We start from the raw sequence: 25,793 nt of genomic DNA, 5'->3' as shown, positions 1-25,793 counted from the left end.
GGCCTGCGCTCAGTCCAGCAGCAAGCCTGGCAGCGTTGAGCCATCCCAGCCACCGGCCGGGGCGGCCAGGCCGAAGAGGCCAGCCACGGTGGGCGCGATATCCATGGTGCTGACCGGTTCGGTCACCGTCGATCCCCGGCGCAGCCGCGGCTCGCCACCGGCGACGATCATCGGGATCGGTGTGGTCACCGCATGACCATGGTTGCCGGGAATCGGATTGGACAGCACCGTCGGATCAGTGAAGCGCCAGCCCGCATGGCACAGTGCCACCACATCACCGGCCCGGTCCCCGAGCCCCAGCTCGCCCGGGTCGCGCAGGCTCTCGATGCCAGGGTGCGGGGACGCGATGCGCCGCATCCGCTCGATGGCGTCACCGCGCTGCCCGGGATCGCCGGTCCAGTACCACAGCGACGCGCCCCCGTTGTCCGCGATGCGCACGTTGTCGCGCAGCACTGGATCGAGCATGAACGGGACCTGCATGCTGATCAGCGACAACGGCGCGGACCAGTCCATCGAGTGGTCGGCCGTGATGATGACGATGCTGCGATCCCACCGCCCGGTCCGGTGCAGGTGATCGATGAAGCGCTGGACCTGCATGTCAGTGTTGCGCACCGCAGCGGCACGAGCGAGGCGCAGGCCCGTGCCCGTGAGGTCGATATGGCCGACTCGATCCACATCGCCGAGATTGGTGAAGGTGAACCTCGGCGAATGCTCGGCATGGATGCGCAGCAGGGCGTCCATGGTGGCCTGGTCCGGGGCATGCTCGGTGAGCGGGATCAGCGGCGCGGGGTCCCACTGCACGCTGGCGCGACCGTGGAAGAGCCCATGCAGGTAGTCCTTGGACAGCACGCTCGCGGTGGCGATGCCGCGCTCGGCGGGCAGCCGCTCGAGAATGGTGGGGACCGCGAGATCCGCGGGGCGATCGATGGTGCGGATCCGCTGCTCGGCACGGTCATAGATCGAGTTGGCGGGCACGCCCGAGCGCGCGGGCCGCACGCCCGTCATCATCGCGGTGTGATTAGGCAGCGTCTCGGCGATCGAGATGGCGTCCGCGTTCTGGTATCGCACTCCGGAGGAATCGAGCGCGGAGAGCCAGGGCATCTGATCGGGCGTCACCTCGTCGACGCGCAGGCCATCAACGACGAGCACATGCACCTCGCGCGAGCCTGTGGCCGTTATCGGAGTAGCGCGCGCGCCGCGAGCCAGCGCGGTGGCGGCAATGGCGCCGGACATTCCCGCGAGCACAGCGCGGCGTGACGGATCGATCGGGGGCATGCGGATCTCCTACCGGCGCTCGGGACGTGGGGGCAGCGGGGCCGCCGGGCCGAGCTGGCCCGATCCCGCGGTCGTGCGCAGCGAGTGCGCGTGGCGTGCCCGCGCGGCGGGGTCGGCGGGGTCGGTGATGTACCACCAGTCCATCTGCGCATGATCGTTGGTGACCTCGAGGACGCCGTACCCGTGGGAGTCGAGCTCGACGAAGCGCACGTGCTGGTTCGTCGCGCGCAACGCGTTCTCGATCGCGGGGCTCACCGTGCGTGGCGGCACGCGCAGGATGTCATCGATGTTCTTCGACGTCACCGACGGCACCACGTACTCGACGCCCACGGTTCCGGCAGCAGGATAGCTCGCGGCGTTGCGGGGCAGCTCGCTCGCCCAGGACGAATGGATGTCACCGGTGAGGAACACGGCGTTGCGCGACGGCGCGCTGTCGAGCGCGGCGAGCACGGCGGCCCGGTCGGCGGTGTAGCCGTCCCATTGGTCGCCGTTGAACGCGATGCCGCCTCTCGGGATGCCGAGCATGGCGGTGAGTGCCTCGGTGGTGGCGGGCTCGAGCGGGGGCAGCACGATCGGGGCGATCATCACCGGGTTGCCGATGAGCTGCCACCGCGCGGTGGAGGTCGTGGTGCCGCGGATCAGCCAGTCGCGTTGTTCGGCCCCGGTGATGGTGCGCGCCGGATCATCGATCGCGCGGCCATCGCTGCCGGAGGTGGCGGGCTGGTCCCGGTACGAGCGCAGGTCGAGCATGGAGAGCTCCGCGAGCGATCCGAAGGAGATGCGCCGGTAGAGGGTGTCGCCCGAGCGTGGCCGGATCGGCATCCACTCCAGGTAGGCCTGCAGTGCCGCTGCGTAGCGGTCGCTCCAGGCTCCCTCGGAGGGATCATGGTTCTCCGCGCCGCCGCGCCAGGCGTTGTTAGCTGACTCATGGTCGTCCCAGATCGCGATGAACGGCACGGTGGCGTGCAACAGCTGCAGGTCAGGGTCGGTCTTGTACTGGGCGTGGCGTTGCCGGTAGTCAGCGAGGGAGACGATCTCGTGGGGCGGCTGGTGCAGCCGCACGGACCCATTCTTGCCCCCGTACTCGCCCTGGCCGTTCTCGTAGAGGTAGTCGCCGAGGTGGACGATCGCATCAAGATCACCCCGGGCGGCCAGGTGGCGATAGGCCGAGAAGCTCCCGGCCTCCCAGTTCGCGCACGAGACCACTCCGAGCCGGAGCCGGTCGACCACGGTGCCAGGCGCTGAAGTGGTGCGGGTGATACCGGTGAGCGAGGCCTCGCCGCGCGCGCTGAGGAAGCGGTAGTAGTAGGTCGTCGAGGGCGCGAGGCCGCCCGCGTCCACGAGCACAGTATGGTCCCGCCAGGCTCCCGTCGTCACGGTCCCCGAGGCGACGGGGTTCGCGAACCCGGCGTCGCTCGCGATCTCCCAGAGAACCGTGGCATCGGGCCCCGCGCCGGAGCCGGGCACCGCCTCGGGAACCGGGGTGATGCGGGTCCAGAGCATCACTGACCGCGATGCCGGATCACCGGAGGCAACACCATGCAGGAACACGCCCGAGGATTGGGCGGCTGCGGCTCTTGCTCCGGCAACCTGGGCGGCGCCGGAGAGAGCCAGGCCGGACAGGGCCGCGCCCGCTCGGAGCACGGTCCGCCGGCTCGGGCCGCCCGGCTGCGTGACAGTCATGCTCGGACAGTAATGCACCAGTGCCGGGCGCGCGTGGTCATGATCGCGGGCCTCGCAAGAATTCGCCGGTCATTCACCTAAGCGCGCACGTACGGTGCCTCCAGTCCTTGCTCGGGTATCCTCGCCCGGATGAGCGACCACGACGGCGGCCTGTTCGACGCGCCCGGCGAGCGGCCCGATGACGAGGCGCAGACTTCGCCCGGGAACCACGAGGCCGGGGCGCGGGCGCCGCTCGCTGTACGCATGAGGCCCCGCGTGCTCGATGAGGTCGTCGGCCAGGACCAGCTGCTCGCGCCGGGCTCGCCGCTGCGGCGGCTCGTCGAGGGAACCGGCGCTGCTTCGGTCATCCTCTATGGTCCGCCCGGAACCGGCAAGACCACGCTCGCCTCGCTGATCTCCACCGCGACGGGGCGGCGCTTCGAGGCATTATCGGCGCTCTCGGCGGGCGTCAAGGAGGTGCGCGCGGTCATCGAGGTCGCGCGCCGCCGCGTCGTTCACGGCGAGCAGACAGTCCTGTTCATCGATGAGGTGCATCGCTTCTCGCGCACGCAGCAGGACGCGCTGCTCGCCGCGGTGGAGAACCGGACCGTCCTGCTCGTGGCGGCGACCACGGAGAACCCTTCCTTCTCGGTGGTGGCCCCGCTGCTGTCCCGCTCGCTGATCCTGCGCCTGCGGCCCCTCGATGCCGCCGCGATCGGTGAGCTCCTCGACCGGGCGGTCGGCGATCCCCGCGGCCTCGACGGACAGGTCGAGCTGGCCCCCGAGGCCCGTGAGCATCTCGTGGCGCTCGCGGCCGGCGACGCGCGGCGCGCCCTGACCGCGCTCGAGGTCGCCGCCGAGACGGTCCTGCAGGCGCGGGGAGCGGACGCCTCTGCCGGTTCGGTCCCTCTCGTGGACCTGCCCACGGTCGAGTCGTCGATCGATCGCGCAGCGGTGCGCTACGACCGCGACGGCGACCAGCACTACGACGTGATCAGCGCCTTCATCAAGGCGATCCGCGGCTCGGACGTCGATGCGGCGCTGCACTACCTGGCGCGGATGATCACTGCGGGGGAGGACCCACGCTTCCTCGCGCGCCGCCTGGTCATCCACGCCAGCGAGGACATCGGCATGGCGGATCCCACCGCGCTGCAGACCGCGACGGCGGCCGCCCACGCGGTGCAGATGATCGGCATGCCCGAGGCAGGCCTGACCCTCGCGCACGCCACCATCCATCTCGCGACCGCGCCGAAGTCCAACGGTGTCGTGGCCGCGCTGAATGCCGCGATGGCCGATGTCGCGGCGGGCAAGTCCGGCAGCGTTCCCGCGCACCTGCGCGACGGCCACTACACCGGCGCCAAGGGCCTCGGCAACGCGGTGGGCTACCAGTACCCGCATGACACCCCGGACGGGATCGTCGCGCAGCAATACCCGCCCGATGAGCTCGTCGGGGTCGACTACTATCGCCCGACGACGCACGGCTTCGAGCGGGAGCTCGCCTCGCGCGTGCCACGATTGCGGCGCATCGTGCGGGGCACCCGCTGAGCACCGTGGCACCGGCGTCCCGGCATGCTGGTCGGTAGCGGACGCAGCGCGGACCGGCGGTGCGTGATGCGCGCTCCGGTTGCCGGTACCCTGAACGAGGCATTCCGGCCCATCGGTTCCCGATACCTACTTCTTCGAGCGAGGACGAGCAGTGCAGACCCACGAGATCCGCAGGCGATTTCTTGACCACTTCGTCAAGGCCGGCCACGTGGAGGTGCCCAGCGCGTCGCTGATCCTCGACGACCCCAACCTGCTGTTCGTCAACGCCGGCATGGTGCAGTTCAAGCCCTACTTCCTCGGCCAGCAAACGCCGCCGTACAGCCGTGCCACGAGCGTGCAGAAATGCGTGCGCACCGGCGACATCGAAGAGGTCGGCAAGACGACCCGGCACAACACGTTCTTCCAGATGGCCGGGAACTTCTCGTTCGGCGACTACTTCAAGGAAGGCGCCATCACCCTGGCCTGGGAGCTGATCACCAAGCCCCAGGAGGAAGGGGGCTACGGGTTCGATCCCGAGCGCATCTGGGTCACCGCCTACGAGCAGGACCCCGAGGCCGCCGAGATCTGGAAGCGCGTCGCCGGCATCCCCGAGGAGCGCATCCAGTTCCGCGATGGCAAGGACAACTACTGGGACATGGGCGTGCCCGGCCCCGGTGGACCATGCTCGGAGATCTACTACGATCGTGGACCCGAGCACGGCAAGGATGGTGGCCCCGTCGTCGATGAGGACCGCTACCTCGAGATCTGGAACCTCGTGTTCATGCAGGACGAGCGGGGCGAGCTGAGCCCCAAGGCCGGGCATCCCCCCATCGGCGAGCTGCCGAAGAAGAACATCGATACCGGTATGGGCGTGGAGCGCATCGCGCTGCTGCTCCAGGGCGTCGAGAACGTCTACGAGACCGATCTCGTGCGCCCGGTGATCGAGAAGGCCGAGGAGCTCACGGGCAGCCGCTATCACGTCGGCAACCACGACAACGATGTGCGCTTCCGTGTCATCGCCGACCATGCCCGCACCGCGGCGATGCTGATCGCTGATGGCGTCAACCCCGGCAACGACGGCCGCGGGTACGTGCTGCGGCGCCTGCTGCGGCGCATCGTGCGATCCGCCCGGCTGCTCGGCGCCACCAAGCCGGTGATGTCGGAGTTCATGACCATCGTCTGCGAGATGATGGCACCGTCCTACCCCGATCTCTCCTCGGGCTTCTCGCGCATCGAGCGCGTCGCGGTGGGCGAGGAGTCAGCGTTCCTGCGCACGCTCGACACCGGTTCCCGGCTCTTCGAGACCGCCGTGGACGATGCCCGATCCGCCGGAAAGTCAGTGCTCAGCGGCACCGAGGCTTTCGCGCTGCACGACACCTACGGCTTTCCGATCGACCTGACGCTCGAGATGGCCAGCGAGGCGGGGCTCAGCGTCGACGAGGAAGGGTTCCGCTCCCTGATGGCCGAGCAGCGGCAGCGCGCCAAGGCCGATGCGCACGCCCGCAAGCAGGCCCACGCCGATCAATCCGTGTACCGGGAACTGCTCGACGCGCACCCCACCGAGTTCACCGGCTACACGGAGCTGAACTCCGAGGCGCGCGTCCTCGGTCTTGTCCACGCTGGCGAGCGTGTCCCGCACGCCGCGGCGGGCCAGGAGATCGAGATCATCCTCGATCGCTCCCCGCTCTACGCCGAATCCGGTGGCCAGCTCGCCGATACGGGCCACATCACGGCGGCAGGGCTGCGGCTCGCCGTCCACGATGTGCAGAAGATCGGCAAGAAGCTGTGGATCCACAAGGCCACCGTCGAGGAGGGCGAGATCACCGAGGGCACCGATGTGCTCGCCCAGGTCGATCCGGACTGGCGGCGCGGCGCGACCCAGGGCCACTCCGGCACCCACCTCGTCCATGCCGCCCTGCGCCAGGTCCTTGGCCCCAACGCCGTGCAGGCAGGCTCGCTGAACAAGCCCGGCTACCTGCGCTTCGACTTCTCCTGGCAGGGCGGGCTGTCGGATGCCGTGCGCCGCGAGATCGAGGAGGTCACCAACGAGGCGATGCTCGCTGACTTCCCCGTCAACACCTTCGAGACCGACCTGCCGCGTGCTCGCGCGATGGGGGCGCTCGCGCTGTTCGGCGAGAACTACGGCGATCGCGTCCGCGTCGTCGAGATGGGCGGGCCCTTCTCGATGGAGCTGTGCGCCGGTACTCACGTGGGCAGCACCTCGCACGTTGGTCCGGTGTCCATCCTCGGGGAGTCCTCCGTCGGTTCGGGCGTGCGCCGAGTCGAGGCCTACGTCGGTCTCGATTCCTACCGGTACCTCGCCCGCGAGCGCGCGCTGCTCGAGGGAGTGGCGTCCGCGCTGAAGACCTCCCCGGAGGATGTTCCCGCGCGCGTCGAGGCGCTCGTCGAGCGGCTCAAGGCCGCGGAGAAGGAGCTCGAGAAGCATCGCACCGCCGCGCTCATGTCCTCGGCGGGCACGCTCGCCGCGGCGGCCGAGCGGATCGGCAGCATCCGGCTCGTAGCGCAGGCTACTCCCGAGGGCGTCAGCGCCAATGATCTGCGGGTCCTTGCCGCCGACGTGCGCGGCAGGCTGGGCGCGGAGCCCACCGTGGTGGCATTGCTCGGCTCGGCGCAGGGCAAGGTGCCCTTCGTCATCGCCACCAACGATGCGGCCCAGCAGCTCGGCGTGAAGGCCGGCGACCTGGTGCGGGCAGCAGCTCCAGCAGTCGATGGGCGCGGTGGCGGAAAGGCCGATATGGCGCAGGGATCGGGGACCAACGCTGGCGGGATCGAAGCGGCCCTCGCCGATGTCCGCGCTGCCGTCGCCGCGGCGAGCCGGTAGCGCCGATGCCACCGACGAGCCCGGATGGTCGCAACGAGCAGGCGAGCGAATCCTCGCCGCCGGTACTGCCGGACCGGCCAGGCACGGATGATCCCGGCAGGGGCCGCCGCATCGCCATCGATGTGGGCACCGTGCGGATCGGAATCGCCTCGAGCGACCCTGACGGCATCCTCGCCTCACCGGTGACGACGATCACCCGCAAGAGCACGGATGCATCGCGATCCGGTGAAATCCAACCCATCCTTGTCATCCTTGACGAGTATGAGGCGGTGGAGGTCATCGTCGGCCTGCCCCGCACCATGCGGGGCGAGCATGGCGTGGCCGCCCGCATGGCAGTGGAGCTCGCCGAGCAGCTGCGCGCGCGGACGTCCATCCCGATCCGGATGTCCGATGAACGGCTCACCACCGTCATCGCGCAGCGTGATCTCCGCCTGAGCGGCAAGCGGGCCAAGCAACAGCGCAGCGTCATCGATCAAGCCGCAGCCGTGGCGATTCTCCAGGCATGGCTGGACGAACGAGCACGGAACCGACCCACGATGGAGGATCGCGAGTGAGCGACAACCAGGGACCCGATTGGGGCGAGGAGCACGGCGGCAGGGCCGGTCCCACCTGGATCGAGCCCGAAGGCACCACCCCCCTGCACATGCGCCAGGAGCGCGAGCGTGCCCGCCAGCGCCGCCGCCGCCGGGGCATGGTCCGGTTCGTGCTCATCCTGCTGATCGTGGGCGCTGGCGTGGCCTGGCTGGTCAAGGGCTTCCTCGATGGCCGCGGCCCCGAGCCGATCCCCGACTACACCGGGTCCGGGACCAGCGACGTCGTTGTCCGGGTCCACGAGGGGGACTCGGGGACCGACATCGCGCAATCGCTGCTCGACAGCGACGTGATCAAGAGCGTCGCGGCGTTCATGGGCGCCGCGCATGGCCGCGATGAGCTCAATGCCATCCAGCCGGGCTACTACAAGGTGCGGGCACAGGTCCCCGCCGTGGCCGCGGTGGACATGCTCACTGATCCCGAGCGGCGCGTCGGCGCGTTCACCATTCCCGAGGGGCGCCAGCTCGACGATATCGTCTCCACATCCGGGTCGGTCACGCCCGGCATCTACACGCTGCTCGCGGAAGCGTCCTGCGTCGAGCTCGACGGCGAGCAGTCCTGCCACGAGGCCGGTGACTTCCGCGAGGCCGTCGCCAGCGGCAGCCTCGATGAACTCGGTGTGCCGGAGTGGGCGCGGGAGGGCGTTTCCGCCGCTGATGATCCGGGACGACGCATCGAGGGCCTCATCGCCGCCGGGCGGTGGGACATCGACCCATCGGCCACCCCGATGGAGATCGTCAACGAGATGCTCGTCCGCAGCGCCCGCATGTACGACGCCACGGGCATCGAGCAGACCAGCCAGAGCATCGGGGTCACCCCGTACGAGGCACTCATCATCGCCTCGCTGCTCGAGCGGGAATCCCAGCCGGAGGACTTCGCGAAGGTCGCTCGGGTGATCCTCAACCGGCTGGACATCGGCATGATGCTGCAGTTCGACTCCACCGTGAACTACGCCCTCGATTCGGTCGAGATCGGCACCACCGATGCGGATCGCGGCCGGGTCACCCCGTGGAACACCTACGCCAAGCTGGGCCTGCCGCAGACCCCGATCAGCTCTCCCAGCGTGGAGGCGCTCAAGGCGACCGAGAACCCGGAGGACGGTGACTGGATCTACTTCGTCACCATCGACCTCGAGGGGACGACAGTGTTCACGAGCACCTTCGAGGAGCATCAGCGCCAGGTGGACATCGCCTCGCAGAACGGGGTGTTCTCGAGTGGGCGGTGAGCCACGCAAGGCCGCCGTGCTGGGCAGCCCCATCAGCCACTCCCTCTCGCCGGTGCTGCATTCGGCCGCCTACCGGGCGCTCGGGCTCGACGGCTGGACCTACGATCGCATCGAGTGCCCCGCCGGAGAGCTCGCCCGGATAGTGTCAGGGCTCGGGCCCGAATGGGTCGGGCTGTCGGTCACCATGCCGGGCAAGACCGAGGCACTGCGGTTCGCCAGCGAGCAGACCGACCGGGCTCTGATGGTGGGCTCGGCGAACACACTGGTCCGGACAACGGATGGGTGGCGGGCCGACTGCACCGACATCGACGGAGTGGTCGGCGCGCTCGACGAGCTCGGGCTCGGTGAGGGGGACACCCGGCGGGCAATCATCGTCGGCGCAGGGGGCACGGCCCGTCCGGCCCTCGCCGCACTCGCCACGCTCGGCACCGAAACCACCACCGTCATCGCGCGGGACGAGGGCAGGGCAGCCGGCACCGTGGAATGCGGCCGGTCCGCCGGCATCACCACCGACTGGGCGCCCTTCGAGGACCTTGCCGGGCTCGCCGCCGCGTGCGACGTGCTGATCAGCACGATCCCCGCCGACGCGATGGATGCGTACTCCACGGCCGCGGCCGTGGCTCCCCGGGTTCTCGACGTCATCTATCACCCCTGGCCGACCCCACTGGCCCAGGCCGTGGCCGACCGCGGCGGAAAGGTCGTCGGCGGTCTGAGCATGCTCCTCAACCAGGCATACGGGCAGGTCGAGCAGTTCACGGGCCGACCGGCACCGCGGGAAGCGATGCGCGCCGCGCTCGACGGCATCCGCTGACCCTGGCTCATGCTGCTGCTCGCCGTCGCGGCGATGCCATGGATGATGCTCCTGGCCTGGATCGACCTCCACCAGCATCGCTTGCCGAACTTGCTCACCCTGCCCGGCGCCGCAATGATCCTCGCCGCCTCGATCGCCCTGGGGCACGGCGTCCCAGCGCTGCTCGGTGGCTTGCTGCTGGGCCTGCTATACCTCGTGCCGCACCTGCTCGCACCCCGGTCGATGGGTGGCGGGGACGTCAAGCTGGCCCTCGGCCTGGGCGCGCTGGCCGGGCCGCACGGGGCCGCCGCATGGTTCATCGTCGCACTCGGCGCGCCCGTCTTGACGATCCTCGCTGGCGGGGTGATCGCCGCCCGCGAGCGCAGGGCCGGTGCGAGCGCGCGCCTGGGCCGTATACGCTTGCCCCACGGACCTTCGCTCTGCGGAGCCACCGCGCTCGCGCTCACCATGGCGCACGGCGTGGCTCTAGCGCAGGGGATGGTGCCGGGACCGTCCTGAACTCGTGGGAAGATGGAACACGTGCTGCGCTGGATAACTGCCGGAGAATCACACGGACCTGCCCTCGTCGCCATGCTCGAGGGCATGGTGGCGGGCGTCGAGGTGAACTCGAACGACATCGCCGATAACCTCGCGCGCCGCCGCCTCGGCTACGGCCGCGGAGCGCGCATGAAGTTCGAGGCCGACAAGGTCACCCCGCTCGGCGGGCTGCGCCACGGCAAGACCCTCGGCGGGCCCATCGCCATCGAGGTCGGCAACACCGAGTGGCCCAAGTGGGAACAGGTCATGTCGCCCGATCCCGTCGACCCGGCGATCCTCGCCGACCTCGCGCGCAACGAGCCGCTGACCCGCCCCCGGCCCGGCCACGCTGATTTCGCGGGAATGCTCAAGTACGGGTTCGACGATGCCCGGCCCGTGCTCGAGCGCGCGAGCGCCCGCGAGACGGCGGCACGCGTCGCGGTGGGCACCGTGGCCCGCAACTTCCTCAAGCAGTGCCTCGGCGTGGACGTCGTCTCGCACGTGGTGAGCATCGGAACGGCCGCGACCAACTCCGACGCGGTCCCTGGCGCTGACGATCTCGCAGCGATCGATGCGAGCCCCGTGCGCGCGCTCGACAAGGACGCAGAGGAGGCCATGATCAAGGAGATCGAGGCCGCGAAGCGGGCCGGGGATACCCTCGGTGGCGTGGTCGAGGTCGTCGTTCACGGCCTGCCGATCGGGCTGGGCTCGTTCATCAGCGGCGAGAACCGACTCGATGCCCGCCTCGCCGGTGCGCTGATGGGCATCCAGGCGATCAAGGGCGTCGAGATCGGGGATGGCTTCGAGACATCCCGGCGCCGCGGATCGGCCGCCCACGACGAGATGACGCCCGGCCCGGATGGCGTGCTGCGCCTTTCCAACCGCGCCGGCGGGCTCGAGGGCGGCATGACCAACGGGCAGCCCCTGCGCGTGCGGGCCGCCATGAAGCCGATCTCCACGGTTCCGCGCGCCCTGCGCACTATCGACATGAGCACCGGCGACGAGGCGGTGGCCATCCACCAGCGCTCCGACGTGTGCGCTGTCCCTGCCGCCGGCGTGGTAGCGGAATCCATGGTGGCACTCGTCGTCGCCCAGGCGGTGCTGGAGAAGTTCGGTGGCGACTCGCTCGCCGAGACCACCCGCAACGTGCAGGCCTACCTGGCCGACGTCGAGGAGCGGATGCGCTGGGAGGAGCGGCGGCGCGCTGCCGCGGGGGAGCCGGTCTGAGTGGCCCCACGAGCAGTTTTGGTCGGCCCGCCCGGAGCAGGCAAGTCGACCATCGGGCGAAGGCTGGCCTCCGCACTCGGGGTCTCCTTCTACGACACTGACGCCGCGATCGAGCGCGAGACCGGCCGCAGCATCACCTCCATCTTCGCGGAGGACGGCGAGCCAGGCTTCCGTGCCATCGAGGAGCAAGTCGTCGCGCGCGCGATCGCCGAGCAGCCCGGGGTCATCTCGCTCGGCGGCGGAGCGGTACTGTCGCCCGCCACCCAGGAGCTCCTCCAGGGCCTGACCGTGATCTACCTGGAGATCAGCGTCATGGAGGGGTTGCGGCGCACGGGATCGAACTCGGCGCGGCCGCTGCTCAATGGTGCTGACCCAGGGGACAAGTATCGCGCGCTGATGCGCATCCGGCGACCGATCTACCGGAAGGTCGCCACCATGCGGGTCCGCACGGAGGGCCGCAGCCCCGGTCGCGTGGTGCAGTACATCGTGCGCAAGCTGGACAATGACCGAGCACGAACGCGCTGGCCCAATGGCAAGCGCCGCGACAAACGAGCAGAGGAGCAGCAGTGAGCGAGCCTATTCGCGTCGAGGTGGCCACCGACCAGCCATATCCGGTGGTGATCGGCCGCGGCCTGCTCGGCGACATCGTCAGCGAGCTCAAGGGCGTCCAGGCGATCGCCATCTTCTACCAGCCGCCGTTGGGCGAGACGGCCGAGGCGCTGCGCGCCGCGCTCGAGGAATCGGGCGCCGAGGCGCACCGCATCGAGATCCCTGACGCCGAGGACGGCAAGGAGCTCGCGGTAGCCGGGTTCTGCTGGGAGGTGCTGGGCCGCATCGGCCTGTCCCGCAGCGATGCCATCATCAGCCTGGGCGGCGGCGCAGCCACCGACCTCGCCGGCTTCATCGCCGGCACCTGGATGCGCGGCATCCGGATCGTGCACGTGCCCACCACCCTGCTCGCGATGGTCGACGCCGCGGTGGGCGGCAAGACCGGCATCAATACCGAGGCAGGCAAGAACCTCGTGGGCGTCTTCCACGAGCCCTCCGCGGTATTCGTGGATCTCGTCACCCTCGAGACACTGCCGCGCAACGAGATCGTCGCCGGAATGGCCGAGATCATCAAGGCTGGTTTCATCGCGGACCCCGTCATCCTCGACCTGATCGAGGCCGACCCCGAGGCCGCCCTCGACCCGACCGGAGAGGTCCTTCCCGAGCTCATCCGCCGCTCGGTCGACGTCAAGGCCAAGGTTGTTGCCGCCGACCTCAAGGAATCGAACCTGCGGGAGATCCTCAACTACGGCCATACCCTCGGCCATGCGCTCGAGCGGCGGGAGCGCTACCGCTGGCGCCACGGCGCCGCTGTGTCGGTGGGCCTGGTGTTCGCCGCCGAGCTCGGCAGGCTCGCCGGTCGGCTCGACGACGAGACCGCGGACCGGCATGCGCGCATCCTCAAGCTCATCGGCCTGCCCGTCAGCTACGACCCCGACGCGTTCACTGACCTGATGAAGGGCATGCGCTCGGACAAGAAGAACCGCTCGGGCATGCTGCGCTTTGTCGTCCTCGACGGGCTTGCCAAGCCTGGACGGCTCGAGGCCCCCGATCCGTCGCTGCTCGCGGCCGCGTACTCCGTGGTCGCTCGGGAGGATGACGCGCCCCCGCAGTCCGGCGCGATCATGCTGTGAGATTGCTGTAGCCAGGGTAGTTGTACCGCTGACGCGCCTGACGCGCCGATGAGTGTGCGATTTCCGTCGGCGTGTCGCGCTGAGGCTGTCGTTTTTTGCACACTAGTCGGTGCCCGGCGGCCCATTGAAGGCGGCTCGGCGGTAGAAGGCCCGGCAGCCGAGGGCTGGCTCCGCCGACCATGCCAAAGCAGAGAGCCCGCGCCACATGGCGCGGGCTCTCTGCATCGATTAGCCGGAAAGCTACCGCTCGTCGTCGCGATCGGTGGCGCGCTCCGCGGCGAAGTCAGCGTCGCGGTACTCGCCAGCGTGCTGGGTATCCCCGTGCTCAGCATCCGCGCGGTGCGAGCCAGCGAGGATCGGCTCCTTCTGGTGGTGCGCGTGGATGGGGTGGCGCCCGTACTCGTCCTCGGGCTCGGGCTCGGTGGAGCGGCGGCGCGCGCGGTCACCGAAGAACCGTCCGAGGAGGATTCCGATCTGCGCGGGGATCGACAGGATGAGCAGCAGGAAGCCCGCGCCGATGGTGACCTCGATGAGTAGGTTGCCACTGCCGATGCCGGGGATGACGAAGTAGAGCAGCCACGAGGCAACGCCGGAGATCACGCCGGTGGCAGCAGCCGATTTCAGCCACAGCAGCGTGAGGTCGCCACGATCCTCCTCGTCCTCGAACTCCTTCGCGTCGGCGTAGCCGTCGAAGAATGGCCAGACTAGCGCGGCGATCAGGACGACGATGAGGGCGATGGAGCGCTGGGTGGAACCGGATTCGGGCCATGCGTAGATCCCGTAGCCGAGCACTGCCCGGACAAAGACAACGACGGCCGCGAGCATCAAGCCACGGATGAGCCACAAGTTCATACGAGCAGGGTAGCGGTTATGCGACCGTGATGTGTGCCATACCATGCCTGGTATCGGCGAATGGTTCCCATCACACCTCGCTCGCGCCGGTATCGTCGGCCTGGATGTGCCGGTGACCGAGCAAGGAATAGGGGATCGCGACGTGGCTTCGATCATGGCGGGCCCAGAGGTATTCGCGCATCGGCGCGAGCGTCTCCGGGCGGTTCTGGGCGACGAGGGGATCGATGCGATCCTGGTCACCAACCTCGTGAACGTGCGCTACCTGACAGGTTTCACCGGGTCCCATGCGGCCCTGCTGGTCGCCAGTGATGAGCAGGGCGGCGATGATGCCGCTGTGATCGCCACCGATGGGCGGTACACGACCCAGGTAGCGCAGCAGGCGCCGGGACTGGCTGTCGAGATGGCGCGGTCCGGCGCGCTGAGGCTGGTCGCTCTGGCCGCGGAACGGCCGGTAGGGAGGCTGGGCTTCGAGAGCAGCACCGTCACCGTGGCTCAGCACGAGCAGTTGGCTGGCGAGGCCACAGGGATCGAGCTTGTCGGCACGCGAGGGCTGGTCGAGGGTCTCCGCATCGTCAAGGACGCCACTGAGCTCGCGGCGCTCGAGGCTGCCTGTGGTGCTGCGGACCGGGCCCTGTCGAGGCTGATCGATTCCGGAGCGCTGCGCCCGGGGGAGTCCGAGCGGCTGGTCGCGCGGAAGCTGGAATGGCTCATGCACGAGGAGGGAGCCGAGGGCATCGCGTTCGAGACGATCATCGCGGCGGGCGCGCACTCGGCGGTGCCGCACCATCGGCCCACTGATTCGCTGATCGAGCGCGGGGATCTCGTCAAGATGGATTTCGGTGCCGTGGTGGGCGGGTATCACTCGGACATGACGCGAACGGTGGTGGTGGGGGCGCAGCCGGAGCCGTGGCAGCAGCGGATCCATGACATCGTGCGCGAGGCGCAGGCGGCTGGCCGAGCGGCTGCCGTGGAGGGCGGATTGGCCGGGGAAGTCGATGGTGCTGCGCGCGCGGTGATTACCGCTGCCGGGCATGGTGATCACTTCGTCCACAGCACCGGCCACGGAGTTGGGCTGGAGATCCACGAGGCGCCCTCGGTGGCGCGGAACGCGGACAGTAGACTACTCTGCAACACTGCCATCACCGTGGAACCCGGCATCTACCTGCCAGGTCGCGGTGGGGTCAGGATCGAGGACACCGTGATCATCACGCCCGCGGTGGCCGAGGGCGTGACCGGCGGGGGAGGCCCTGCGGTGCTGACGACCACGACCAGGGAGCTCCTTGTTGTCTAGGGTGCGCGCCCAGTGCCGTCGGCTGCCGTCTGCGGGGTTCGCGCCCGGCTGGCCGGGGCGCGAACGATTGAACCACAACACTTTTACAGGAGAAACACGTCGTGGCATCGACTGCTGATTTCAAGAACGGTCTGGTCCTCAAGATTGATGGCCAGTTGTGGCAGATCACTGAGTTCCAGCATGTCAAGCCCGGCAAGGGGCCGGCGTTCGTCCGCACGAAGCTGAAGAACGTCCTCTCGGGCAAGACAGTGGACAAGACCTGGAACGCGGGCGTGAAGGTCGAGGTCGCCACCGTCGACCGGCGCGACATGACCTACCTGTACCGCGATGGCAGCGACTACGTGTTCATGGATGGCGAGACCTTCGAGCAGGTCCACATCAGCGAGGCCACGGTCGGGGATAGCGCGCGATTCCTCCTGGAGAACACCGTCGTGCAGGTGGCGATGCACAACGAGGCGCCGCTGTATGTGGAGCTGCCCGTCACCGTCGAGCTCGTGGTCCAGCACACCGATCCGGGCCTGCAGGGCGATCGCTCCACGGGCGGCTCCAAGCCTGCCACCCTCGAGACCGGTGCCGAGATCCAGGTTCCCTTGTTCATCAGCACGGGCGAGAAGCTCAAGGTTGATTCCCGTGACGGCAGCTACCTTGGTCGCGCGTGACCAGTAATCGGTACAAGAAGCTCGGCGCGCGCCACAAGGCGCGCCGCCGGGCAGTGGAGATGCTGTTCGAGGCCGAGGCCCGGGGCGAGATCGCTACGGTCGTCCTCGGGGAGCGGGTTGCCCTTGCCCGCACCGAGATCGTTCCTCCGATCGCGGACTACACGCACGCGCTCATCAGTGGCGTCGTCGAGAACCAGGCCCGGATCGATGACCTGATCGCCTCGCACCTGCACGAGTGGACGCTGGAGCGCCTGCCCGCGGTGGATCGCGCGATCATGCGAGCTGCAGCCTGGGAGCTGATCTACGCCGAGGACGTGCCGCCGGTGGTCGCCGTGGACGAAGCGGTAGAGCTGGCCAAGGAACTGTCCACCGACGAGTCGCCCGGATTCATCAACGGCGTGCTCGGGCACCTGGTGCACATCGTTCCAGCGATGCGGCAAGCCGATGCGCGCTTGCAGGAGGCACTGGCGGCTCCGGACCTCGACGATGAGGCCTCCACTGAAGGCGCCCCCGGAGCAGAGGTTGCGGCGGAGGAGATCGGGGACGCCACCAAGATCGGGGACGCCAATGAGGCCCCCACTGACGAGGCTCCCGAGCAATCAGCCTCCGCGGAAGACGTACCCGCCAGTGACGCCCCCGCGGCCGATGAGCAGGGTTCCGCCGAGCCCGTCGCCGGAGCCGGGACCGATACCACTACGGAGCAACGCGACTGGTAGAGTCGCGGAAGCAGAACGACATCCTTTAACGATCCGTCCAGTGAGGCGGAGAAGGAGGCCTGGGTGAGCCCAGACGAATCGTCTGCAGCACCAGCTACGCAGTCCGCACGGGCGGACGGGCGGGAGCTGCTGTCTGCTGCCGACGTGAAGCGGACGGTCGCGCGGATCGCGCACCAGATCATCGAGAAGACCGCTCTCGATCAGCCCCAGGGATCGCCTGTCGTCCTCGTGGGCATCCCGACGAGGGGAACCACGCTCGCTCAGCGCCTCGCGGATCGCATCAAGGAGTTCTCGGGCGTCGAGGTTCCCATCGGATCGCTCGATACCACCTTGTACCGCGACGATCTCCGCAACAAGCCGCATCGCCCGCTCGAGCGCACCTCGATGCCCGTCGGTGGCGTCGACAACTGCACCGTCATCCTTGTCGACGACGTGCTGTTCTCCGGCCGCACCGTCCGCTCGGCGCTCGATGCGCTCCGCGATGTCGGCCGCCCGCGCGTGGTGCAGCTCGCCGTGCTCGTCGACCGTGGTCACCGCGAGCTCCCCATCCGCGCCGACTACGTGGGCAAGAACATCCCCACCGCTCGCGCCGAGGAAGTCTCGGTGCTGATGACCGAGCACGACGGCCAGGATGCGGTGGTGCTCCGGTCGCCAGGAGCGGCCTGATGAAGCATCTGCTCAGCATCAACGATCTCAGCGTCGACGATGCCACCGGCATCCTTGACGAGGCGTTCCGGTTCGAGCAAGCGCTCGCCGGCCGCGAGGTGCGCAAGCTGCCGACCCTGCGGGGCCGCACCATCATGACCGTGTTCTACGAGAACTCCACGCGGACCCGCGTCTCCTTCGAGGTCGCGGGCAAGTGGATGAGCGCCGACGTCATCAACGTTGGCATCAGCGCATCGTCGGTGAGCAAGGGCGAGTCGCTCCGGGACACTGCTCTCACGCTGCATCGCGCCGGAGCGGACGCGCTCATCGTGCGCCACCCTGATTCCGGCTCCGCGCAGCTGATCGCCGGGTGGACCACCGCCAGCGATGGGAGTGGCCCCGCGGTCATCAATGCCGGCGACGGCACGCATGAGCACCCCACCCAGGCGTTGCTCGATGCGTACACCTTGCGCCAGCGGCTCGGCGGGCTCGACGGCCGCCGCATCGTGATCGTCGGTGATGTGCTGCACAGCCGCGTGGCCCGCTCCAACGCCCTGCTGCTGTCCAAGCTCGGTGCCGAGGTTGTTCTTGTCGGCCCACCCACCCTCATGCCGGTGGGCGTGGATGGCTGGCCTGTCACGGTCGGCTACAGCCTTGACGCCGAGCTGCCAGCGGCGGATGCGGTGATGATGCTGCGCGTGCAGGCCGAGCGCATGAACGGCGCATTCTTCCCCTCCGCCCGCGAGTACTCGATCACCTACGGGCTCAATGAGCGCCGCCGCGCGATGCTGCCCGAGCATGCCGTCGTGATGCACCCCGGCCCCATGGTCCGCGGCATGGAGATCGGCTACTCCGTGGCGGACTCGCCCCAGTCCACGGTGCTCGATCAGGTCGCCAACGGCGTGCATGTCCGCATGGCTGTGCTGTTCCGGCTCCTGGTCGGTGTGGAGGAGAAGGTATGACCAGCAATCCAACCATCATTCGCGGTGCCCGCCCCTACGCGGAGGGCGAGCCCGTCGACATCGCCATCGCCGATGGCGTCATCACCGCCATCGGCCCGGGCCTCGACCTTCCCGAGGGTGCCACCGAGATCGACGGCAAGGGCAGGATCCTGCTTCCTGGCCTCGTCGACATGCACACGCATCTTCGCGAGCCGGGCCGCGAGGACACCGAGACCATCGACACTGGCTCCGCCGCCGCGGCGCTTGGTGGTTATACCGCGGTCTTCGCCATGGCCAACACCGATCCGGTCGCGGACAACGTCGTGATCACCGACCACGTGTGGCAGCGCGGGCAGGACGCTGGCATCGTCGATGTGCACCCCGTCGGAGCGGTCACCATCGGGCTCAAGGGCAAGCAGCTCACCGAGATGGCCGCCATGGCCAACGGCAAGGGCCGGGTTCGGATGTTCTCCGATGACGGCATCTGCGTCGAGGATCCCCTCGTGATGCGCCGCGCCCTCGAGTACGCGCGCGGCCTCGACGTCCTCATCGCGCAGCACGCCGAGGAGCCCCGCCTCACCGTCGGCGCGGTCGCGCACGAGGGCCCCACCGCGGCCCGGCTGGGCCTGGCAGGGTGGCCGCGCGCGGCTGAGGAAGCAATCGTCGCCCGTGATGCGCTGCTCGCCCGTGACGCGGGATACCGCGTGCACATCTGCCATGCCTCCACCGCGGGCACCGTCGAGCTGGTCAAGTGGGCGAAGGCCCAGGGGATCGCCCTCACCGCCGAGGTCACGCCGCATCACCTGCTGCTCGATGACTCGCGCCTCGAGACCTACGATGCCGTGAACAAGGTGAACCCGCCGCTGCGCGAGCGCTCCGACGTCGAGGCACTGCGCGCGGCGCTGGCGGCCGGGATCATCGACTGCGTGGCTACCGATCATGCGCCGCACGCGGAGCAGGACAAGTGCTGCGGGTTCGCCCACGCTCGGCCGGGAATGCTGGGCCTGCAGACGGCGCTGTCGATCATCGCCGAGGTCATGGTCAAGCCTGGCCTGCTCACTTGGCGGGATGTGGCGCGCGTGATGAGCGAGCGCCCCGCCGAGATCGTGCGGCTGCACGACCAGGGCCGGCCCATCGAGGTGGGTGAGCCCGCCAACCTGGTGGTGGTGGACCCGGACGCGCGCTGGACCGTGCGCTCCGATGAGTTCGCGAGCCTCTCGCGCAACAACCCCTTCGAGGGCCTCGAGCTGCCCGCGCGGGTCACGATGACCATGCTGCGCGGCCGGGTCACCGCACGTGATGGCGCGGTGATCCCACGATGACCCGGCTCGTGCTGACCGTGGCACTGTTCGCGGTGTGGGCAATCCTGGTGTGGCTGATGATCCGCGCGTGGCGGCGGCGCGGCGAGCTGCAGGAAGGCATCGTCGGTGCGCTCGCCCCCGTGCCAGCGGCGCTGGGCGATCCCGTGCTCGGCCCGAGCCACGGCCTGTACGTGGGCTCGACGCTCGCGCCCTCGTGGATCAATCGGGTCGCTGTGGGGGACCTGGGCGATAGGGCCAACGCTGACCTGCTCGCCTTCGTGGATGGGTTGCTGCTCGCCCGGCAGGGCGCCTCCGATGTGTGGATCCCGCGGGACCAGGTACTGGGCCTGCGCACGGAGCGGGGCCTCGCCGGCAAGGTCATGACGAAGGATGGCCTTCTCGTCATCCGCTGGCGCACGAGCACGGGAGCGGAGATCGACAGCGGCTTCCGGGCGTTCGACAAGAATGAGTACCCGAAGTGGATCGCTCTCTGGCAGGAGGCTCCGGGAACCCCCTCGGGCCCGACGACCAGGGGCGGCACAGCGAGCGGAACGACAAGCAGCCCCGCGGCACCTGATTCCCCGGACGCCGCGCGGGAAAGCAATGGGACCAACGGAAAGAACGGTGTAGACGGGTGAGCGAAGCAGCTCTGGTCCTCGAGGACGGCAAGATCTATCGGGGCCGCGCCTTCGGGGCGGAAGGACAGACCCTCGGCGAGGCAGTGTTCAGCACTGGCATGACCGGCTACCAGGAGACATTGACCGATCCGAGCTATCACCGGCAGATCGTGATCGCCACGGCTCCGCAGATCGGCAATACCGGCTGGAACCTCGAGGACAGCGAGTCCTTCGGCTCGCGTGGCTACGAGTCAGCAGGCCCCGCCGGCAAGATCTGGGTGGCCGGCTATGCCGTCCGCGAGTCCACGCGCGTGGTGTCGAACTATCGCGCGAGCCACAGCCTGCAGGAGGAGCTCGAGCGGCAGGGCATCGTGGGCATCCAGGGCATCGATACCCGCGCCGTGGTGCGACACCTGCGCAACTTCGGCGCGATGCGCGCCGGGGTGTTCTCCGGCGAGTCGCTCGCGAGCGCGGAGGAACTCCTCGAGCGGGTCCGCAACCAGCCGTCGATGCTCGGTGCCGATCTCTCCGCGGAGGTCTCCACCCCCGACGGGTATGTCATCGAGCCCGAGGGCGAGCCCCGGTCGACCATCGTGGCCGTCGACCTCGGCATCAAGACCAACACCCCGCGCATGCTCGCCCAGCGCGGCGTCCGCGTGCACGTCGTGCCCAGCACCGTCGGCCTCGAGGACATCCTCGAGCTCGATCCCGATGGCGTGTTCCTCTCCAACGGCCCCGGTGACCCTGCCACCGCCGACGGCGCTGTGCAGCTCACCAAGGCGATCCTGGGCCAGCGACTGCCGCTGTTCGGCATCTGCTTCGGCAACCAGATCCTGGGCCGCGCGCTCGGGCTCGGCACCTACAAGATGAAGTTCGGCCACCGTGGCATCAATATCCCGGTGATCGATCACGCCACCGGCCGGGTCGCCATCACCGCGCAGAACCACGGGTTCGCGCTCGAGGGCGAGGCGGGCCAGGAGTTCGATACCCCGTTCGGCCGGGCCATCATCAGCCACACCTGCGCCAACGACGGGACCGTGGAGGGAGTGCGCCTGCTCGATGGCTCCGCGTTCTCCGTCCAGTACCACCCCGAGGCCGCGGCGGGCCCCCACGACGCCGCCTACCTGTTCGACCAGTTCGTCACGCAGCTCGACGCTGCAAAGGCCCAGAAAGGCACCGCGTAATGCCCCGCCGCACAGATCTCCAGCATGTACTCGTGATCGGCTCCGGCCCGATCGTGATCGGCCAGGCATGCGAGTTCGACTACTCCGGCACGCAGGCCTGCCGCGTCCTCAAGGAGGAGGGCCTCCGCGTCACCCTCGTCAACTCGAACCCGGCGACGATCATGACCGACCCCGAGTTCGCTGACGCCACCTACGTCGAGCCGATCACCGCGGAGTTCGTCGAGAAGGTCATCGAGCGCGAGGCGGCCGAGGGCCATCCCATCGATGCGCTGCTCGCGACCCTCGGCGGACAGACCGCCCTGAACACTGCTGTCGCGCTGCACGAGCGTGGCTCGCTCGAGAAGTACGACGTCGAGCTGATCGGCGCGGACTTCGAGGCCATCCAGCGTGGCGAGGACCGCCAGAAGTTCAAGGACATCGTCGCGAAGATCGGTGGGGAATCCGCCCGCTCCCGTGTCTGCTACACCATGGCGGAGGTCAACGACACCGTTGACGAGCTTGGCTTCCCCGTCGTGGTCCGCCCGAGCTTCACCATGGGCGGGCTCGGCTCCGGAATGGCCTACAACCAGAAGGATCTCGAGCGCATCGCTGGCGGTGGCATCAATGCCTCGCCGACCGCGAACGTGCTCATCGAGGAATCCATCCTCGGCTGGAAGGAATACGAGCTCGAGCTGATGCGCGACGGCCGCGACAACGTCGTGATCGTCTGCTCCATCGAGAACCTCGACCCCATGGGCGTGCACACCGGCGACTCGATCACCGTGGCGCCCGCGATGACCCTCACCGACCGCGAGTACCAGCACATGCGCGACGTGGGCATCGCGATCCTCCGCGAGGTCGGCGTGGATACCGGCGGCTGCAACATCCAGTTCGCCATCAATCCCGAGGATGGCCGCCTGATCGTCATCGAGATGAACCCGCGCGTCTCCCGGTCCTCCGCGCTCGCGTCGAAGGCCACCGGGTTCCCGATCGCCAAGATCGCCGCCAAGCTGGCCATCGGCTACACCCTCGACGAGATCGTCAACGACATCACCCGGGAGACCCCCGCGAGCTTCGAGCCGACCCTCGACTATGTGGTGGTCAAGGCCCCGCGGTTCGCTTTCGAGAAGTTCCCCGGCGCTGATGCGACACTGACCACCACGATGAAGTCCGTGGGCGAGGCCATGTCGCTCGGCCGCAGCTTCCGCGAGGCGCTCGGCAAGGTGTTGCGCTCCATGGAGACCAGTGCCGCTAGCTTCTGGACCAGTCCTGACGATCCAGCCCTCGACACCCTCGAGGCCGTTCTCGACAATATCCGCACCCCGCTCGAGGGACGCATCTACCGCGTCGAGCAGGCGCTGCGCATGGGGGCGACCGAGGAGCAGGTCTTCGAGGCCACCAGGATCGATCCCTGGTTCATCGCTGAGATCGCGGCGCTGCTCGGGCTCCGCGAGGAGTTGCTCGCCGCGCCGGTCCTCGACGAGAAGCTGCTGCGCCGGGTGAAGAACTCCGGGCTCTCCGACCGCCAGATCGCCGCGCTGCGTCCGGAGCTCGCCGGGGAGGAGGGCGTCCGCGCGCTGCGCCACCGGCTCGGCGTGCGCCCCGTCTACAAGACCGTCGATACCTGCGCTGCCGAGTTCGAGGCCAAGACCCCGTACCACTACTCGACCTACGAGCTCGACCCCGCCGCGGAGAGCGAGGTCGCTCCCCAGACCGAGCGGGCCAAGGTGCTCATCCTCGGTTCCGGGCCCAACCGCATCGGCCAGGGCATCGAGTTCGACTACTCGTGCGTCCACGCGGCGCTCACGCTCACCGAGGCGGGCTACGAGACCGTCATGGTCAACTGCAACCCGGAGACCGTCTCCACCGACTACGACACCGCTGATCGCCTCTACTTCGAGCCGCTGACCCTGGAGGATGTGCTCGAGGTCTACCACGCGGAGACGCAGTCGGGCACCGTCGCTGGAGTGATCGTGCAGCTGGGCGGGCAGACCCCGCTCAAGCTCGCCGAGAAGCTCGAGAAGGCAGGCGTGCCGATCGTCGGCACCACGCCCGCGGCGATCGATCTCGCGGAGGATCGTGGCGCGTTCGGCGAGGTGCTCAATGCCGCCGGGCTGCCCGCTCCGCGGTTCGGCACCGCCACGAGCTTCCCGCAGGCCCGTGCCGTCGCTGCCGACATCGGCTACCCCGTGCTCGTGCGTCCGTCGTACGTGCTCGGTGGCCGGGGCATGGAGATCGTCTACGACGAGAAGTCCCTCGAGGACTACATCTCGCGGTCCACCGAGCTCACCACCGACCATCCCGTTCTCGTCGACAAGTTCCTCGATGACGCCATCGAGATCGATGTCGATGCCCTGTGCGACGGCACCGAGGTGTTCATCGGTGGCGTGATGGAGCACATCGAGGAAGCCGGCATCCACTCCGGCGACTCCGCGTGCGCCCTGCCGCCGATCACGCTGGGCCGCTCCGACCTCGAGACCGTGCGCCGCTCCACCGAGGCGCTCGCCGCCGGGATCGGCGTCAAGGGCCTGCTCAACGTGCAGTACGCGCTCAAGGACGATGTGCTGTACGTGCTCGAGGCCAATCCGCGCGCGAGCCGCACGGTTCCGTTCGTGTCCAAGGCGACGGCGGTGCCGCTCGCGAAGGCGGCCGCACGGGTGATGCTCGGGGAGTCCATCGCGGACCTGCGCCGGGCAGGCATCCTCCCGGCCGAGGGCGATGGCGGAACCATGCCGGTGAACTCGGCGATCGCCGTCAAGGAAGCCGTGCTGCCCTTCAACCGCTTCCGCCGCGCGGATGGCTCCGGGGTCGATACGCTGCTCAGCCCCGAGATGAAGTCCACCGGCGAGGTCATGGGCATCGATGCCGACTTCGGTACCGCTTTCGCCAAGAGCCAGGCCGGAGCCTACGGACCGCTGCCCACCGAGGGGACCGTGTTCGTCTCGGTCGCGAACCGGGACAAGCGCTCCCTCATCTTCCCCGTCAAGCGCCTCGCTGACCTCGGGTTCACGATCCTCGCGACCCGGGGCACCGCGGAGATCCTGCGCCGCAACGGCATCCCCTGCACCGAGGTGCGCAAGCTCTCGGGGGAGGAACTGGCCGACGGCGAGCGCACGATCGTCGACCAGATCCGCGACGGCGAGGTCGACATGATCATCAACACTCCTTACGGCAACTCCGGCCCGCGCATCGATGGCTACGAGATCCGCAACGCTGCCGTGGCCACCTCCACCCCGTGCATCACGACCGTGCAGGGCGCGGCAGCGGCCGTGCAGGGCATCGAGGCGCTGCGGCGCGGCGACATCGGCGTGCAGCCGCTCCAGGTGCTGCACAAGATCCTGCGCGGATGAGTGGCACTGTGGCGAAGCCGAGCGTCCAGCGCGGCTTCGGGGAGCGACTGTGGGAGGCCACCGCTGATCGGGGCCCGCTGTGCGTGGGGATAGACCCCCACTCCGCGCTGCTCGAGCAGTGGGGGCTCGCGGACGATGCGGACGGGCTCGCTCGGTTCAGCGACATCTGCGTGGAGGCGTTCGGAGGCATCGCGGCCGTGGTGAAGCCACAGGTAGCGTTCTACGAGGCGCACGGCTCCGCCGGGATGCGCGTCCTGGAGACCACCATGGGGGCGCTGAGGGAGCGCGGTGCCCTCGTGCTCGCCGACGCCAAGCGCGGGGACATCGGCTCCACCATGGCGGCGTACGCGCGCGCCTGGCTCGATGATCGCTCGCCCCTCGCCGCGGACGCGGTGACGATCTCGCCCTACCTGGGCCTCGGTTCCCTCGAGCCAGCCCTGGAGCTCGCGCTGGGCTCGGGGCGCGGGGCATTCGTGCTCGCGGCCACATCCAACCCGGAGGGCGCATCGGTGCAGCGCGCCACTAGCGCCACGGGCCGGACGGTCGCCCAGGGCATCGTTGATGAGGTCGGCGCGCGCAATGCCGGGGCCACGCCGATGGGCTCGATCGGTGTGGTGGTCGGCGCGACGCTCGACGAGGTTCCGGACCTCTCGGGCATCAACGGCCCGGTGCTGCTGCCTGGCGTGGGAGCACAGGGCGGCACCGCAGCGGATGTCGCACGGATACTCGGCCCGCGTGCCCGGCTTGCGCTTCCTGCTGTCTCGCGGGATATCCTGAGGTCAGGGCCATCGATCGGGGCGGTTCGTGATGCAGCGCTACGCATGATCGAGCAGTTCCGGTTCCTCGCTAGCGCCAGGTGAGTGGCCTGCGCCACACTGATCGGTGGCGTGGGCAACCGAAAAT

21 protein-coding genes and 1 pseudogene are annotated in these 25,793 nt (G+C 69.0%); 19 read left to right on the top strand and 3 right to left on the bottom strand.

What is annotated here, in order from left to right; translation table 11 throughout:
- Positions 1-9: 9 nt before the first annotated feature.
- Complete coding sequence (locus FXO18_RS04465; RefSeq protein WP_149359819.1) at positions 10-1,275, bottom strand: alkaline phosphatase family protein; 1,266 nt, start codon at positions 1,273-1,275, stop codon at positions 10-12.
- Positions 1,276-1,284: 9 nt separating this feature from the next.
- A complete protein-coding gene (locus tag FXO18_RS04460) occupies positions 1,285-2,958 on the bottom strand; it encodes an alkaline phosphatase D family protein (RefSeq protein ID WP_149359818.1) in 1,674 nt (557 codons plus the stop codon).
- A 129-nt stretch (positions 2,959-3,087) separates the two neighbouring features.
- Here FXO18_RS04460 and FXO18_RS04455 point away from each other — a divergent pair, with 129 nt between their 5' ends.
- The 9 genes from FXO18_RS04455 (at position 3,088) to aroB (ending at position 13,355) form a co-directional block, all read left to right on the top strand.
- Positions 3,088-4,482 carry a replication-associated recombination protein A gene (locus FXO18_RS04455; RefSeq protein ID WP_149359817.1) on the top strand — a complete coding sequence of 465 codons (1,395 nt, stop codon included), beginning with the start codon at positions 3,088-3,090 and terminating at the stop codon, positions 4,480-4,482.
- Between the two features lie 151 nt (positions 4,483-4,633).
- Positions 4,634-7,303 carry an alanine--tRNA ligase gene (gene alaS / locus FXO18_RS04450; RefSeq protein WP_149359816.1) on the top strand — a complete coding sequence of 890 codons (2,670 nt, stop codon included), beginning with the start codon at positions 4,634-4,636 and terminating at the stop codon, positions 7,301-7,303.
- 5 nt (positions 7,304-7,308) lie between these two features.
- The gene (ruvX, locus tag FXO18_RS04445) at positions 7,309-7,857 is read left to right on the top strand and encodes a Holliday junction resolvase RuvX (RefSeq protein ID WP_149359815.1); all 549 of its coding nucleotides are present in this window, start codon (positions 7,309-7,311) and stop codon (positions 7,855-7,857) included.
- Positions 7,854-9,119: an endolytic transglycosylase MltG gene (locus tag FXO18_RS04440; RefSeq protein ID WP_149359814.1), complete on the top strand. Its 1,266-nt coding sequence runs from the start codon at positions 7,854-7,856 to the stop codon at positions 9,117-9,119. Before ruvX ends, FXO18_RS04440 begins: the two co-directional genes overlap by 4 nt.
- Positions 9,109-9,930 (top strand): shikimate dehydrogenase, encoded by an 822-nt coding sequence (locus FXO18_RS04435; protein WP_149359813.1) that lies wholly within the window; start codon positions 9,109-9,111, stop codon positions 9,928-9,930. The genes FXO18_RS04440 and FXO18_RS04435 overlap by 11 nt, the downstream gene beginning before the upstream one ends.
- 9 nt (positions 9,931-9,939) lie before the next feature.
- Complete coding sequence (locus FXO18_RS04430) at positions 9,940-10,428, top strand: prepilin peptidase (RefSeq protein WP_149359812.1); 489 nt, start codon at positions 9,940-9,942, stop codon at positions 10,426-10,428.
- Positions 10,429-10,440: 12 nt separating this feature from the next.
- Entirely contained in the window at positions 10,441-11,673 is a 1,233-nt protein-coding gene (aroC, locus tag FXO18_RS04425; protein ID WP_235900436.1) for a chorismate synthase, read from the top strand.
- Positions 11,674-12,243, top strand: a complete 570-nt coding sequence (locus FXO18_RS04420; RefSeq protein WP_149359811.1) for a shikimate kinase — start codon at positions 11,674-11,676, stop codon at positions 12,241-12,243.
- Positions 12,240-13,355, top strand: coding sequence for a 3-dehydroquinate synthase (gene aroB, locus FXO18_RS04415; RefSeq protein ID WP_149359810.1), 1,116 nt, complete (start codon positions 12,240-12,242; stop codon positions 13,353-13,355). Before FXO18_RS04420 ends, aroB begins: the two co-directional genes overlap by 4 nt.
- Before the next feature lie 240 nt (positions 13,356-13,595).
- Here aroB and FXO18_RS04410 read toward each other — a convergent pair whose 3' ends face one another.
- The gene (locus FXO18_RS04410; RefSeq protein WP_149359809.1) at positions 13,596-14,207 is read right to left on the bottom strand and encodes a B-4DMT family transporter; all 612 of its coding nucleotides are present in this window, start codon (positions 14,205-14,207) and stop codon (positions 13,596-13,598) included.
- 154 nt (positions 14,208-14,361) lie between these two features.
- On the opposite strand from FXO18_RS04410, the gene FXO18_RS04405 reads away from it, so the two are divergent.
- The 10 genes and pseudogenes from FXO18_RS04405 (at position 14,362) to pyrF (ending at position 25,750) form a co-directional block, all read left to right on the top strand.
- A complete protein-coding gene (locus tag FXO18_RS04405; RefSeq protein WP_149360105.1) occupies positions 14,362-15,498 on the top strand; it encodes an aminopeptidase P family protein in 1,137 nt (378 codons plus the stop codon).
- A gap of 101 nt (positions 15,499-15,599) precedes the next feature.
- Complete coding sequence (gene efp / locus FXO18_RS04400; protein ID WP_149359808.1) at positions 15,600-16,157, top strand: elongation factor P; 558 nt, start codon at positions 15,600-15,602, stop codon at positions 16,155-16,157.
- A gap of 59 nt (positions 16,158-16,216) precedes the next feature.
- Positions 16,217-16,651 (top strand): annotated as a pseudogene (gene nusB / locus FXO18_RS16030) (transcription antitermination factor NusB); the annotation flags it as partial.
- A 285-nt stretch (positions 16,652-16,936) separates the two neighbouring features.
- On the top strand, positions 16,937-17,539 hold the full coding sequence (gene pyrR / locus FXO18_RS04390; protein ID WP_149359806.1) for a bifunctional pyr operon transcriptional regulator/uracil phosphoribosyltransferase PyrR: 603 nt from the start codon (positions 16,937-16,939) through the stop codon (positions 17,537-17,539).
- Positions 17,539-18,480 (top strand): aspartate carbamoyltransferase catalytic subunit, encoded by a 942-nt coding sequence (locus tag FXO18_RS04385; RefSeq protein WP_149359805.1) that lies wholly within the window; start codon positions 17,539-17,541, stop codon positions 18,478-18,480. Before pyrR ends, FXO18_RS04385 begins: the two co-directional genes overlap by 1 nt.
- A complete protein-coding gene (locus tag FXO18_RS04380; protein ID WP_149359804.1) occupies positions 18,477-19,781 on the top strand; it encodes a dihydroorotase in 1,305 nt (434 codons plus the stop codon). The genes FXO18_RS04385 and FXO18_RS04380 overlap by 4 nt, the downstream gene beginning before the upstream one ends.
- Positions 19,778-20,398, top strand: a complete 621-nt coding sequence (locus FXO18_RS04375) for a PH-like domain-containing protein (RefSeq protein WP_235900435.1) — start codon at positions 19,778-19,780, stop codon at positions 20,396-20,398. Before FXO18_RS04380 ends, FXO18_RS04375 begins: the two co-directional genes overlap by 4 nt.
- On the top strand, positions 20,395-21,561 hold the full coding sequence (gene carA, locus FXO18_RS04370; RefSeq protein ID WP_149359803.1) for a glutamine-hydrolyzing carbamoyl-phosphate synthase small subunit: 1,167 nt from the start codon (positions 20,395-20,397) through the stop codon (positions 21,559-21,561). Before FXO18_RS04375 ends, carA begins: the two co-directional genes overlap by 4 nt.
- Positions 21,561-24,890 (top strand): carbamoyl-phosphate synthase large subunit, encoded by a 3,330-nt coding sequence (gene carB, locus FXO18_RS04365; protein ID WP_149359802.1) that lies wholly within the window; start codon positions 21,561-21,563, stop codon positions 24,888-24,890. The genes carA and carB overlap by 1 nt, the downstream gene beginning before the upstream one ends.
- Positions 24,887-25,750 carry an orotidine-5'-phosphate decarboxylase gene (gene pyrF, locus FXO18_RS04360; protein ID WP_149359801.1) on the top strand — a complete coding sequence of 288 codons (864 nt, stop codon included), beginning with the start codon at positions 24,887-24,889 and terminating at the stop codon, positions 25,748-25,750. Before carB ends, pyrF begins: the two co-directional genes overlap by 4 nt.
- The last annotated feature ends 43 nt before the right edge of the window (positions 25,751-25,793 follow it).

This window comes from Lolliginicoccus suaedae (assembly GCF_008312885.1).
In the GTDB taxonomy this organism is placed as follows: domain Bacteria; phylum Actinomycetota; class Actinomycetes; order Mycobacteriales; family Mycobacteriaceae; genus Lolliginicoccus; species Lolliginicoccus suaedae.
The sequence above is the reverse complement of the archived record's forward strand: the minus strand, read 5'-3'. Positions and strand labels throughout refer to the sequence as shown.